Source organism: Halovulum marinum (assembly GCF_009697225.1).
In the GTDB taxonomy this organism is placed as follows: domain Bacteria; phylum Pseudomonadota; class Alphaproteobacteria; order Rhodobacterales; family Rhodobacteraceae; genus Halovulum; species Halovulum marinum.
Genome location: NZ_WIND01000002.1, coordinates 164,095 through 176,265, shown reverse-complemented (window position 1 = coordinate 176,265; position 12,171 = coordinate 164,095). Strand labels below are relative to the sequence as shown.

At 71.5% G+C, this 12,171-nt stretch carries 8 protein-coding genes; 5 read left to right on the top strand and 3 right to left on the bottom strand.

Annotated features, from left to right (window positions below):
* Positions 1 to 192 precede the first annotated feature (192 nt).
* The 3 genes from GE300_RS03850 to GE300_RS03840 all read left to right on the top strand — a co-directional run bounded on the left by GE300_RS03850 (position 193) and on the right by GE300_RS03840 (position 6,127).
* On the top strand, positions 193 to 1,002 hold the full coding sequence (locus GE300_RS03850) for an ImuA family protein (RefSeq protein WP_154445086.1): 810 nt from the start codon (positions 193 to 195) through the stop codon (positions 1,000 to 1,002).
* Entirely contained in the window at positions 887 to 2,500 is a 1,614-nt protein-coding gene (locus tag GE300_RS03845) for a Y-family DNA polymerase (protein WP_154445084.1), read from the top strand. Before GE300_RS03850 ends, GE300_RS03845 begins: the two co-directional genes overlap by 116 nt.
* Positions 2,501 to 2,767: 267 nt before the next feature.
* Entirely contained in the window at positions 2,768 to 6,127 is a 3,360-nt protein-coding gene (locus tag GE300_RS03840) for an error-prone DNA polymerase (protein WP_154445082.1), read from the top strand.
* A 70-nt stretch (positions 6,128 to 6,197) separates the two neighbouring features.
* On the opposite strand, the gene GE300_RS03835 is transcribed toward GE300_RS03840, so the two are convergent.
* Positions 6,198 to 7,190 (bottom strand): SMP-30/gluconolactonase/LRE family protein, encoded by a 993-nt coding sequence (locus tag GE300_RS03835; RefSeq protein WP_154445080.1) that lies wholly within the window; start codon positions 7,188 to 7,190, stop codon positions 6,198 to 6,200.
* 379 nt (positions 7,191 to 7,569) lie between these two features.
* Between GE300_RS03835 and GE300_RS03830 the strand changes: the two genes are divergently transcribed.
* The gene (locus tag GE300_RS03830) at positions 7,570 to 8,619 is read left to right on the top strand and encodes a dipeptidase (protein WP_154445078.1); all 1,050 of its coding nucleotides are present in this window, start codon (positions 7,570 to 7,572) and stop codon (positions 8,617 to 8,619) included.
* A gap of 10 nt (positions 8,620 to 8,629) precedes the next feature.
* Here the strand turns inward: GE300_RS03830 and GE300_RS03825 are convergent, their stop codons facing one another.
* Positions 8,630 to 10,417: a M10 family metallopeptidase C-terminal domain-containing protein gene (locus tag GE300_RS03825; protein WP_325063085.1), complete on the bottom strand. Its 1,788-nt coding sequence runs from the start codon at positions 10,415 to 10,417 to the stop codon at positions 8,630 to 8,632.
* Between the two features lie 535 nt (positions 10,418 to 10,952).
* Between GE300_RS03825 and GE300_RS03820 the strand changes: the two genes are divergently transcribed.
* Positions 10,953 to 11,591 carry a glutathione S-transferase family protein gene (locus GE300_RS03820; protein ID WP_154445074.1) on the top strand — a complete coding sequence of 213 codons (639 nt, stop codon included), beginning with the start codon at positions 10,953 to 10,955 and terminating at the stop codon, positions 11,589 to 11,591.
* A gap of 19 nt (positions 11,592 to 11,610) precedes the next feature.
* Here GE300_RS03820 and GE300_RS03815 read toward each other — a convergent pair whose 3' ends face one another.
* Positions 11,611 to 12,105 (bottom strand): Lrp/AsnC family transcriptional regulator, encoded by a 495-nt coding sequence (locus GE300_RS03815; RefSeq protein WP_233416759.1) that lies wholly within the window; start codon positions 12,103 to 12,105, stop codon positions 11,611 to 11,613.
* Between the last annotated feature and the right edge of the window lie 66 nt (positions 12,106 to 12,171).

The following is a 12,171-nucleotide window of genomic DNA, read 5'->3' as shown; positions in this document are numbered from 1 at the left end:
TGGTTTGGTTGGCTTCTTTGCTCGAAAGCGAAGCGGGCCAACAGGGTTTGCGGACGCCTCCAGGTAATTTCCCTTTGCGTTCCGGCCCCTGCGCGCGGCCCCGTTCCTACCGGGCGGGACCGCTCTTGACTCGGGCGCCGGGGGAGAGATGTAATGAGAACATAACGCGAACATACGACTCGGGGACAGCGCATGGAGATGCACGCCGCCGCCACGCTCGACCGCCTGTCGCTCGGCCCCCGCAAGGGCCGGGCGGCGCGGCTGCGCCTTGGCCTGCCCGGCCCGGACGCGGTGCTGGGCGGCGGGCTGGAACGGGATGGCCTGCACGAGGTCCGCGCCCCGCTGGCGCGCGGCATCGGCGCGGCGACCGGGCTGGTCGCGGCGCTGCTGGCGCAGCTGTGCCGGGGGCCTCGGGGGCGGGTGCTGTGGGTCACCGACCCGGCGGCGCTGCCCGACGCGGGGCTGCTCTGCCCGGACGGGCTGGCGCAGTACGGGCTGGATCCGGGCGCGCTGACGCTGGTGCACCCGGTGGACCTGAAATCCGCCCTTTGGGCGGCGGACGAGGGCGCGCGCTGCACCGATCTCGCCGCCGTGGTGCTGCACGTGAAGGGCAACCCGAAGCTGCTGGACCGGGTGGCGACGCGGCGGCTGATGATCCGGGCGCGCGACAGCGGCGTGATGGTGCTGATCCTACGCCAGAGCGGCGCGGAGGAAGCCAACGCCGCCCTGACCCGCTGGCGGGTGGAGCCGCTGCCCTCGCCCCCCGACGCCAGCTTTCCCGAGGGCATCGGCCTGCCCTGCCACAGGCTGGTGCTGGAACGCAGCCGCGACGGGCGCAGCGGCGCCTGGTCCGTCACCTGGAACCCCAAGCGCAAGACATTCACCCATGGCCCACGACAGACCGAACAGGAGGTATCTGGCCCTCGCCTTCCCGCACCTGCCCACCGACCGGATCGCCCGGGCGCGCTGGGGCAGGTCGTGGATCTGCGACGGGCGACCTGAGGCGCCGCCGCTGGCGGTGACCGACACGGTGAAGAACGCCGTGCGCCTGACCGGGCTGGAGCCGGGGGCGGCGGCGCTGGGGCTGAGCCCGGGCCAGACGCTGACCGACGCCCGCGCGCTGCGCCCGGACCTGGACGCGCAGCCGGCGGACAGGCAGGCCGACGCAGGCCTGCTGCACGCGCTCGCGGCCTGGTGCGACCGCTATTCGCCGCTGGTGGCGCTGGAACAGGACGACCCGCGCGAACGAACGATGCCGCGCCTGATGCTCGACATCACCGGCTGCGCGCATCTGTGGAAAGGAGAGGACGGTTTGCTGGACGATCTGCTGACCCGCCTGCGCGGCCAGGGCCTGCACGCCCGCGCCGGGCTGGCCGACACGCAAGGCGCCGCCCGCGCGCTGGCGCTGCACGCCTCGGGCGGCAGCCATCCGCGCGCGGTGGCGGCTCCGGGCGGGGCCCGCGCCGCGCTCGATGCGCTGCCGGTCTCGGCGCTGGGCATCGGGACCGAGGTCGCGACCGCGCTGACCCGCGTCGGGCTGAAAACCGTGGGCTGCATCGCCGACCTGCCCCGCGCGCCGCTGGCCCGGCGCTTCGGCGCGGCGCTGATGACCCGGCTCGACCGGGCGCTGGGGCGCGAGAAGGAGGCGCTGACGCCGCTGCGCGCCCCCGCCGCGCTGAGCGCCGAGAAGGCGTTCTTCGACCCGATCAGCCACGAGAGCGACATCGACCGCGCCATCGCCCTGCTGGCCGAGGCGCTGGTGCCGCTGCTCGAGGATCGCGGCCTGGGCGCGCGCCGGCTGGAGCTGCGCCTGTTCCGCGTCGACGGCCATGTCGAGCGGCTGCAGGTCGCCTCGGCCGGGCCGCTGCGCCGCGCCGACCGGATCGCCGGCCTGTTCCGGGACCGCATCGCCGGGCTGCGGCAGGACATCGAGGCCGGGTTCGGCTTCGACCTGGTGAAGCTGGACGTCGCGCAAAGCGAACGTTTCGGCGGCGCGCAGGGCGACCTGGTGGACCGCCGCGCCGCCGAGGACGGTTTCGCCGCGCTGGTCGACCGGCTGGGCGCGCGGCTGGGGCCCGAGCGGGTGCGCGGCTTCGTCGGCGCCGACACGCATATCCCCGAGCGCGCCTTCGGCACCCTGCCCCTGTCGCGGCTGCGCGCGGGCAGCGAGCCCGCCAGCCCCGCCGCCAAGGCGCCGGTGCCGCCGCTGTCGCGGCCGCTGTTCCTGCTGGCGCGCCCGGAGCCGGTCGAGACCGTCGCCCAGATCCCCGACGGCCCGCCGCTGCGCTTTCGCTGGCGGAAAGTGGGCCATGCGGTGACGCGGGCGGAAGGACCCGAACGGATCGCCTGCGAATGGTGGCGCGACGGGCGCAGCGCGCCGACGCGGGACTATTTCCGGGTCGAGGACGGCGACGGCTACCGGTTCTGGATGTTCCGCCACGGGCTGTACGCGCGCGAGGCGGTGCAGCCGCGCTGGTACATGCACGGGGTGTTCGGATGAGCGCGCGTGAGGGGCGCGCCCCGGCGGGGGCATCGAGCCCCCTTCGGGGCGGGGATCGCTGCGCGCTCCCGGTGCCCGGTTTGGGACGTGGCGTTTGTGGTGAGGGTACGGGGTTTGCTGGGCAAGGTCTGAGGGACAGCTGTGTCCCTCAGACCGAGGGCGAGCATGGGGATGCGGGTCGCGCCCGCGTCAAGGGTGAACGGCCTGACGGCCGCTGCCTGCGGCAGCCCTTGACCCGGGCCCGACTCGCGCAAGTTCGAGGGTGAGATGCGTGTTCTGCCCCCGGGCGGGGTGGAGTTGGCGGCCACCTCGAATTTCTCTTTCCTGCGCGGCGCCTCTCATGCCGAGGAACTGGTCGGCATGGCCGCCAGGCTGGGCCTGGCCGGGATCGCGATCTGCGACCGGAACTCGGTCGCGGGCGTGGTGCGCGGGCACATGGCCGCGCGCGAGGCCCGGCTGGCCTATGCCCCCGGCTGCCGGCTGGTGTTCACCGACGGCACGCCGGACGTGCTGGCCTGGCCCGAGGATCGCGGCGGCTGGCGCACGCTGTGCGAGCTGCTGAGCCTGGGCAAGCGGCGCGCGCCCAAGGGCGAATGTCACCTGGCCTTGCCCGATCTGCTGGCGCACCTGGACGGGCTGCTGCTGGCGGTGCTGCCCGCCCGTCGGGTGCAAGCCTGCCTGCCGCAGGTGCTGGACCGGCTGCGCGCCGCCAGCCCCGGGCACATGCACCTGGCCCTGACCCGGCTGCACGGCCCCGGCGACCAGCGCCGACTGACCCGGCTGGCCGCGCTGGCCGAGGCGCATGACGTGCCCCCGGTCGCCGTCGGCGACGTGCTCTGTCACCACCCGGATCGCCGCCCGCTGCAGGACGTGCTGACCTGCATCCGCGAGGGCACCACCCTGGCCCGCGCCGGCACCCTGCTGGAGCCGAACGCCGAGCGGCACCTGCGCCCCGAGGCCGAGACCGCGCGCCTGTTCGCCGACCTGCCGCAGGCGGTGGACAATGCCCGCACCCTGTTCCGCCGCATCCGCTTCTCGCTGGACGAGCTGCGCCACCAGTACCCCGAGGACCCGGTCTTTGCCGAACTGGGCGGCGAGGCGATGCCCAGCCAGCAGGCCCTCGAACGCCTGACCGCGCTGGGCGTCAGGCGCCGCTGGCCCGAAGGCCCGCCCGACAAGGTCGCCCGCGCGCTGGCGCACGAGCTTGGCCTGATCCGCCGGCTCGACTACGCGCCCTATTTCCTGACCGTCTACGACATCGTCCGCTTCGCCCGCTCGCGCGGGATCCTGTGCCAGGGCCGCGGCTCGGCGGCGAACTCGGCCGTCTGCTACGCGCTGGGGGTGACGGAAGTGGACCCGGCCAAGGTCGACCTGCTGTTCGAGCGCTTCATCTCCGAGGACCGGGGCGAGCCGCCCGACATCGACGTCGATTTCGAGCACGAGCGCCGCGAGGAGGTGATCCAGTACATCTATGCCAAGTACGGGCGCGAGCGGGCGGGCCTCGCCGCCACCGTCATCACCTACCGCGCCAAGTCCGCGATCCGCGAGGTCGGCAAGGTCTTCGGCCTGTCCGAGGATGCCATCGCCGCGATCTCGTCGACCAAGTGGGGCTCGTGGTCGAAAGAGGTCGACGCCGAGGATGCCCGCCGCGCCGGCCTCGACCCCGAGGATCGGCACCTGAACCAGATGCTGGACCTCGCGCAGCAGATCGTCGGCTTTCCCCGGCACCTCTCCCAGCATGTCGGCGGCTTCCTGATCACCCGCGACCGGCTGACCAGCCTGATCCCGGTGGAAAACGCCGCGATGGAGGACCGCACCATCGTCGAATGGGACAAGGACGACCTGGAATCGCTGGGCATGCTCAAGATCGACGTGCTGGCGCTGGGGATGCTGACCTGCCTGCGCAAGGGCCTCGACCTGCTGGCCCGCCATTACGAGCGGTGGGAAACGCTGGCCTCGATCGAGGATGGCGACACGCCGACCTACGACATGATCTGCCGCGCCGACACGGTGGGCGTGTTCCAGATCGAAAGCCGCGCGCAGATGACCATGCTGCCGCGCCTCAAGCCCCGCTGCTATTACGACCTGGTGATCGAGGTCGCCATCGTCCGCCCCGGCCCGATCCAGGGCGACATGGTCCACCCCTACCTGCGCCGCCGCCAGGGGCTGGAGGAGGTCACCTACCCAAAGGAGGAACTGCGCCAGGTCCTCGGCAAGACCCTCGGCGTGCCGCTGTTCCAGGAGCAGGCGATGAACATCGCCATCGTCGCCGCCGGCTTCCCCCCGGGCGAGGCCGACAAGCTGCGCCGCGCCATGGCGACCTTCAAGCGCGTCGGCACCATCGGCAGCTTCCAGACCCGCATGGTCGAAGGGATGGTCGCCAACGGCTACGAGCGCGACTTCGCCGAGCACTGCTTCCGCCAGATCGAGGGCTTCGGCGAATACGGCTTCCCCGAAAGCCACGCCGCCAGCTTCGCGCTGCTGGTCTACACCTCGTGCTGGCTGAAATGCCATTACCCCGACGTGTTCTGCGCCGCGATCCTGAATTCGCAGCCGATGGGATTCTACGCCCCCGCGCAGCTGATCCGCGACGCCCGCGAGCATGGCGTCGAGGTGCGCGCGGTCGACGTCAACGCCTCAGACTGGGACGCCACGCTGGAGGCGGACGCCGCCCCGCAGCCGGTCGCCATGCAGCACCAGTCGATGGTCGGGATCATGCGCCATTCCCACGCGGTGCGGCTGGGACTGCGGCAGGTGAAGGGCTTCGGCGAGCAGGACGCGCAGCGCCTCGTCGTCCGGCGCGGGCGCGGCTATGACAGCGTGCGCGATCTGTGGCTGCGCTCGGGCCTGACCCGCAGCGCGATCGAGAAACTGGCCGAGGCCGACTGCTTCCGCTCTCTCGGGCTGGACCGGCGCGCGGCGCTCTGGGCGGTGCGCGCGCTCGACCCGCTGGGCAGCGCAGAACACCTGCCGCTGTTCGCCACCAGCCGCGACGACGGTACATTGCGCGAGGCCGAGATCGCCCTGCCGCCGATGCCGCTGGGCGAGCATGTGATCACCGACTACCAGACCCTCAGCCTGTCGCTGAAGGCGCACCCGATGTCCTTCGTCCGCGCAGCCCTGGCCCGGCGCGGCACAACGCGCAACGTGGACCTTCAGCGCCGCCGCTCGGGGTCATGGGTGACGGTCGCGGGCCTGGTGCTGGTGCGCCAGCGCCCCGGCACCGCCAAGGGCGTGGTGTTCGAGACCATCGAGGACGAGACCGGCGTCGCCAACATCATCATCTGGCCCAAGGTGTTCGAGCGTTACCGCGCGCTGGTGCTGGGCTGCCGCTGCGTCGCGGTGCGCGGCCGGCTGCAATCCCAGGACGGCGTGATCCACGTCGTCGCGCACGAGATCTTCGATCTCACCGGGCTGATGCAGCGGATCTCCGACGCCGACATCGGGCTGGCCTCGCTCGCCAACGCCGACGAGGTCCGCCGCCCCGTGGCCGAGGACAACCGCAACCAGCGCCGCCGCGCCGGCTCGGCCCTGTCGCGGCTGCTGGCCGACGCGCCGGAACTCCGGAACGACGCCGAAGCGCTGGCCCGCAACCGGGCGCTGCCCAAGGGGCGGAACTTCCATTGACCACGGCGCAGGTCTCGGCTCCGTCCGATCGGGCCGTCCGGTCGGGCCCCGCGCGGCGGCCGGCGGCGCCTCACCCCCCGGAAACGCCCGCGACATTGACGTAAAGCGCATAGACCGAGTGGCTCGCCGCCATGAACAGGCGGCTGTTCGCCCGCCCGCCGAAACACAGGTTGGCGCAGCGTTCGGGCAGGGCGATGCGGCCGATGGGCGTGCCGTCCGGGGCGAAGACCATCACCCCGTCCAGCTCGTCCGACCCCATGCCCCAGCCGCACCACAGATTGCCGTCGACGTCGACGCGGAACCCGTCCGGGGTGCCGGGGCCGGCGTCGATCAGCACCCGCTTGCCGCTCAGCGCCGCACCGCCCTCAGCGCCGGCCTCGGCACCGGTCTCCACGACGTCGTAGGCAAGGATCTTCCGCGTCGGCACGCCCCGCGACTCGACGATGTAGAGCAGACGCTCGTCCGGCGAGAAGGCCAGCCCGTTCGGCCCAAGGATGTCGTCGGCCACGACCGCAAGCCGCCCGCTCCCGGGGTCCAGCCGGTAGACGTTCTGCCCCAGCTCCGGCTCGGCCCGGTGGCCCTCGTAATTGCCCGCGATCCCGAACGGCGGATCGGTGAACCAGATGCTGCCGTCGGACTTGACCACCACGTCGTTGGGCGAGTTCAGCCGCCTGCCGCCGAACCGGTCGGCCAGCACGGTGACGGTCCCGTCGTATTCCGTCCGCGTCACCCGGCGCGGCCCGTGTTCGCAGGTGATCAGCCGGCCCTGCCGGTCGCGGGTCTGGCCGTTGGCGAAGTTCGACGGCTGGCGAAACGCCGAGACCCGCCCGGTCACCTCGTCCCAGCGCATGATCCGGTTGTTGGGAATGTCGCTCCAGAGCAGGTAGCGCCCGTCGCCGAACCAGACCGGCCCCTCGGACCAGCGGCAACCGGTGGCCAGGCGCTCGAGACCGGCCAGCGGCAGCCGGTACTTCTCGAACCGCGGATCGAGCGCGATGACCGCCGGGTCGGGATAGCGGCGGGCCGGCCGCCAGGGTGTCGTATCGTTGTCCTCGTCTGACATGGCGCCGCCCTTTCTCGTTTTCCGTTCCTGCTGCACGCACCACATGTTTCAGCGCACCGCGCGGGATTTGGCAATGGCGTCGGATGCGTTCCACCGCGCGACAGCCGGCCCCGGCGCCCCCCCCCCGGGACATCGCCACGCCATCCGCCGACCGCATCCGCCGCCGCGCCGTTCCGGAACGGGCGTCCGGCGTCCACCTTCCGCGAACATCCCCGCCGGAGGCACCCGCCGCCAGCCCCGAATCCCGCCGCCCGACGCCGTTCACGCAGTTTTCAGATTCAACATGCCCACAAAATCATGGTCTTAGGGGGATTTCCAAGGTGAAACCGGCCGATTTCACACCTTGCGCGCGCGCCCACGCCGGTCCACAACTCGGCCGATGACGGACCCGCGCCACCCCCCGGTCTTCGACGGCCACAACGACGCCATCCTGCGGCTCTGGCGGGCGGGGCCGGCGCGCGCGCCGCAGAACTTCGCCGACGGCCCCGGGCAGATCACGGTGAAACAGGCGCAGGCGGGCGGGTTCGCCGGCGGGCTGTTCGCGCTGTTCGTGCCCTCCGGCCCGTTGCCCGACCGGGCCGCCTTCCGCAGCCCGCCCTACGATCTGGCGCTGCCCGCACCGATCGACCGCGCGTCCGCGCTCGCCGCCGTGGTCGGACAGGCCGAGGTGCTGATCGCCCTCGACCGCGCCGGCCTGCTGGCGCTCTGCCGCACCGCGGCCGAGATCGATGCGGCGATGGCCGCCGGCCGGATCGCCGCCGTCATGCACCTCGAGGGCGCCGAGGCGATCGGCCCCGACCTCGAGGGGCTCGAGGTGCTGCACGCCGCCGGGCTGCGCTCGCTCGGCCCGGTCTGGTCGCGGCCGACGGTGTTCGGCCACGGGGTGCCGTTCCGCCACCCGTCGGACGCCGACACCGGCCCCGGCCTGACCGCGGCGGGCAAGGCGCTCGCCCGCCGCTGCGCGCAGCTGCGGATCGTGCTCGACACCAGCCATCTCAACATGCGCGGCTTCTGGGACGTGGCCGAGGCCGGGCTGCCGCTGGTCGCCACCCACTCCAACTGCCACGCCCTCGCGCCGTCGGCGCGCAACCTGACCGACGCGCAGTTGCGCGCGATCGGCCGGACCGGCGGCATGGTGGGCCTGAACTTCGGCGTGTTCTTCCTGCGCCCCGACGGCGGCATCGCCCCCGAGGGCACGCTGGGGCTGTGCGTCGACCATTTGCTGCACATGCTGGAGTTGGCGGGCGAGGACCACGTCGGCCTTGGCTCGGATTTCGACGGCGCGCCCTGCCCGCCCGAACTGGCGACCGCCGCCGGGCTGACCGCGCTGCGCGCCGAGATGCGCGCCCGCGGTCTGTCCGAGGCGCTGATCGCGAAGATCTGCCACCGCAACTGGATGGCGTTCCTGCGCCGCACCTGGGGCGGCTGAGCGCCAGGCCTCAGACGAACATGAAATCGTCCGCGGTCAGGCTGTCCGCGAGTATGTTTTTCACCAGCACCGTCACATCGTCGAACGTCACCCGCGCGCCCCGGGCCGCGTCGGTGATGCCGACATCGCCCATGCCGAAGCCGCCGGCGATCAGGATCAGATCGCTGCCCAGCTCGAAATCGACGATCACGTCCGAGCCGTGCCCGCCGCGGAACAGGAACATGTCCCCGGCTGCGCCGCCGATCAGCCGGTCGTCGCCCCACGCGCCCTTCAGCAGGTCCGATCCGGCACCGCCCGAAAGCGTGTCGTCGCCGGCGCCGCCGCACAGCACGTCGCGTCCGTTGCCCCCGTGCAGCCTGTCCTGACCGCTGCCGCCGGTCAGCCGGTCGTTGCCGGTATGGCCGCGCAACACGTCGTCGTCGCCGTTGCCCTCCAGCAGGTCGTTGCCGCGGTGGCCGCGCAACACGTCGTCGCCGCCCCGCCCGCGCAGGTAATCCGCCTCGCCATAGCCCCAGACGGAATCGGCGCCGCCGTTGCCGATCAGCAGATTGCCCGCGCCGTTGCCGAAGATCTGGTCCGCGCCGGCGCCGCCGATACCGGCCTCGATGATCGTGCCCAGCGCGATCAGCACGTTGCCGGTCAGCCCCCACAGGTTCGAGACGGCGCCGTCGCGCAGATCCAGCACCTGCGCCGTGGTGCCGTTGCTGGCATCCAGCAGATCCAGCCCGCCGCCGTCGACGATGGTGAACGCCACCGGGGTCGAGAACCCGGCGACGCCGTCCAGATAGCCGCCGCTGTTGGCGTTGTCGCCATAGGTGGTGTTGCCGGTGCGCAGGTCGGCCGGCGCGCCGTAGAGCGCCGCGACCGCGGCGACATCGGCGATCATCGGCGTCACCAGGAAGGCGTAGGAGGCATCGAGCCAGCTGTTCTCGATCTGCGAGAAATAGGACATCACCGTCATCTGCCAGCTGTCGTTCAGATAGCTGTTGTCCTCGCCCCAGATTGCCGAGCCGTTGTAGGGGCCGGCATGCCCCAGGCCCAGCGCGTGGCCGATCTCGTGCATGTAGGTCTGGAACGAATAGCTGTCGATCGAGGTGCCGTAGGCCGCCAGCCAGCTGGTGCCGACGTTGACGTGCGCCGCGGTGATGACGCCGTTCTGCACGCTCAGCGTGGCGAACCCGCCGTCCACCTCGTCGTCGAAGGTGATGTCCGCCGCGCCGGTGGTGGTGGCGAACTCCAGCCCGGTCGACCAGGTCCAGGCCAACAACGCCCGCTCGGCCAGCGTGCGGCCGTCGGCGTTCAGGCCGGCGAGGTTGACGGTGATCGCCTCGCCCGGCTGCAGCTCGAACGAGCGCGGCGCGCGGCCGGTGCCGATCCAGTAGCTGTCGGTCAGCTGCAGCGCGATCTCGTCGACGGTCCACTCCTTCAGCGGCGGCGGCGGGATCACCTCCTCGAAGGTCAGCGTGTAGCTGCCGGTATATATGTCTGCATAGGCGGCCGCCGACAGGTAATAGGTTCCGCCGGCGGTGGCGGTGAAACCGCGGATCATCGGGTCCAGCCCGGCGCCGTTGTCGTCGTCGACGGCCAGCAGCGTCCCGGAGCCGTCGTAGAGCCGCAGCACGCCGTCGGACAACGTGCCGCCGGCCATCGAGAACTCGTAGCTCTTGCCGGCCTCCAGGGTGATTCGGACCCAGTCGCGATCCCCCTCGACCGACACCTCGCCCTGAAAGCTGTCGCCGGTGTCCAGCGTGTAGCTTGTGCCGGTGCCCGGTGCGGCGTCGACGTCCTCGACGGTCACGGCGCCTTCGGTAAGTTGTGCTTCTTGTTCAGTGAAAGGAATTCCTGCGGCTGCCTTACTCATTTATCTTTTACACCCACCTGATAGTGATCGAGGCGCGCCCCTCAGGCGTTCCGCCGGCTCCCGCATCGCAGCGCACCGGACACGGCCGCCGAAATCTCTGCCGCCGACGCCACGAGCCGCGCGCGTCGCGACTGACTGCCGAACGCGGCGACATCATGGCGTGTTCCCGCATGGCACGCGGCGGCGGCACAAACGCCCGTCGACAGCGCGGCTGCTGTTGCGGCTTGACATCTCATTGCAGAGATTCCCCCCTTCGGCGAGCCGTCAAGAGCGGCCCGCACCCCGGCACCATCCTATAGGACAGGAGCCGAGTCGGCGACAATCCGCACGTTTCCCGGAAGGACTTTTTCACCCGCCCCTCCATGCCCCCTCCACGCCCCCCCTCCGGGCCCCGTCGCGGCAGTCCCGGCGCCGGCACCGCGCGCCGCCCTGCAAGCCACTCCCGAACCGACAAACCGAAGCGGAACCCGAAATGATCGACCTGTACACCTGGACCACACCGAACGGCCGCAAGGTCTCGATCCTGCTGGAAGAACTCGGCCTGCCCTACACGGTGCACGCCATCGACATCGGCAAGGGCGAACAGCACGCGCCCGACTTCCTGAAGATCTCGCCCAACAACAAGATCCCGGCGATCGTCGACCGCGAGACCGGGCTGAGCCTGATGGAGTCGGGAGCGATCCTGCTTTACCTGGCCGAGCGGGCTGGCCGGTTCCTGGCCGGCGGGGCCGAGCGGTGGCGGATGATGGAATGGCTGATGTGGCAGATGGGCAGCGCCGGCCCGATGCTGGGCCAGGCGCATCATTTCCTGTTCTACAACCCCGGCAAGGCGCCCTATGCCGAAGAGCGTTACGCCGCCGAGGCGCGGCGACTCTACGCGGTGCTGGACCGGCGCCTCGGCGACCGCGACTACCTTGCCGGGGACGGGCGCGGGGCCTACACGGTCGCGGACATCGCCACCTGGCCCTGGGTCTCGCGGTTCGAGCGGCAGCGGATCGACCTGAACGCCTATCCCGCCGTCCGCGACTGGTATCTGCGAATCGCCGAGCGCCCCGCGGTGCAGCGCGGCTACGACGTGCCGATGGCGGTCAACCCGATCCCGATGCCCTAGGCCCGCGTTCCGCGCGGCGCTAGAGCCCGCTGTCCTTCACCGCCTCCATCGACACGTGGGTCGAGGTGCCGGCGACATGCGGCAGCGACGAGATCGTCTCGCCCAGCACCCGGCGATAGGCGCGGATGTCGCGGGTGCGGACCTTGAGCAGGTAGTCGAAGGCGCCGGCGATCATGTGGCATTCCTCGATCTCGGGGACCTGCATCACGCCGGCGTTGAACGCGGCCAGCGCCGCCTCGGAGGTGTCGGTCAGCCGCACCTCGGCGAAGGCGACGTGATCCAGCCCCAGCTTGCGCGCGTCCAGCACCGCGCGGAAGCCGCGGATGTAGCCCGCCTCGCGCAGCCGTTTCAGCCGCACCTGGGCCGGGCTTTTCGACAGCCCCACCTTTTCGGCCAGATCGGTCACCGCGATGCGCCCGTCGCGGGCGAGGATCTGCAGCATCTTGCGGTCGATGGCGTCCAGTTGCCCGTCGGGGGCCATGTTCGCGGCGATTCCGCCTTTGCTTGCCGGCATTTTCGATCCCATATCCTGTGTCAGGGGCGCGTTCGGGAAAACAGCCCGTCGGGGCGCTGATAAGCT

What these genes read in the sequence shown, in the direction of transcription:
- GE300_RS03850 (WP_154445086.1), top strand. Translation starts at nt 193, where the DNA reads ATGGAGATGCACGCCGCCGCCACGCTCGACCGCCTGTCGCTCGGCCCC.
- GE300_RS03815 (WP_233416759.1), bottom strand. Translation starts at nt 12,105, where the DNA reads ATGCCGGCAAGCAAAGGCGGAATCGCCGCGAACATGGCCCCCGACGGG.
- GE300_RS03845 (WP_154445084.1), top strand. Translation starts at nt 887, where the DNA reads ATGGCCCACGACAGACCGAACAGGAGGTATCTGGCCCTCGCCTTCCCG.
- GE300_RS03830 (WP_154445078.1), top strand. Translation starts at nt 7,570, where the DNA reads ATGACGGACCCGCGCCACCCCCCGGTCTTCGACGGCCACAACGACGCC.
- GE300_RS03840 (WP_154445082.1), top strand. Translation starts at nt 2,768, where the DNA reads ATGCGTGTTCTGCCCCCGGGCGGGGTGGAGTTGGCGGCCACCTCGAAT.
- GE300_RS03820 (WP_154445074.1), top strand. Translation starts at nt 10,953, where the DNA reads ATGATCGACCTGTACACCTGGACCACACCGAACGGCCGCAAGGTCTCG.
- GE300_RS03835 (WP_154445080.1), bottom strand. Translation starts at nt 7,190, where the DNA reads ATGTCAGACGAGGACAACGATACGACACCCTGGCGGCCGGCCCGCCGC.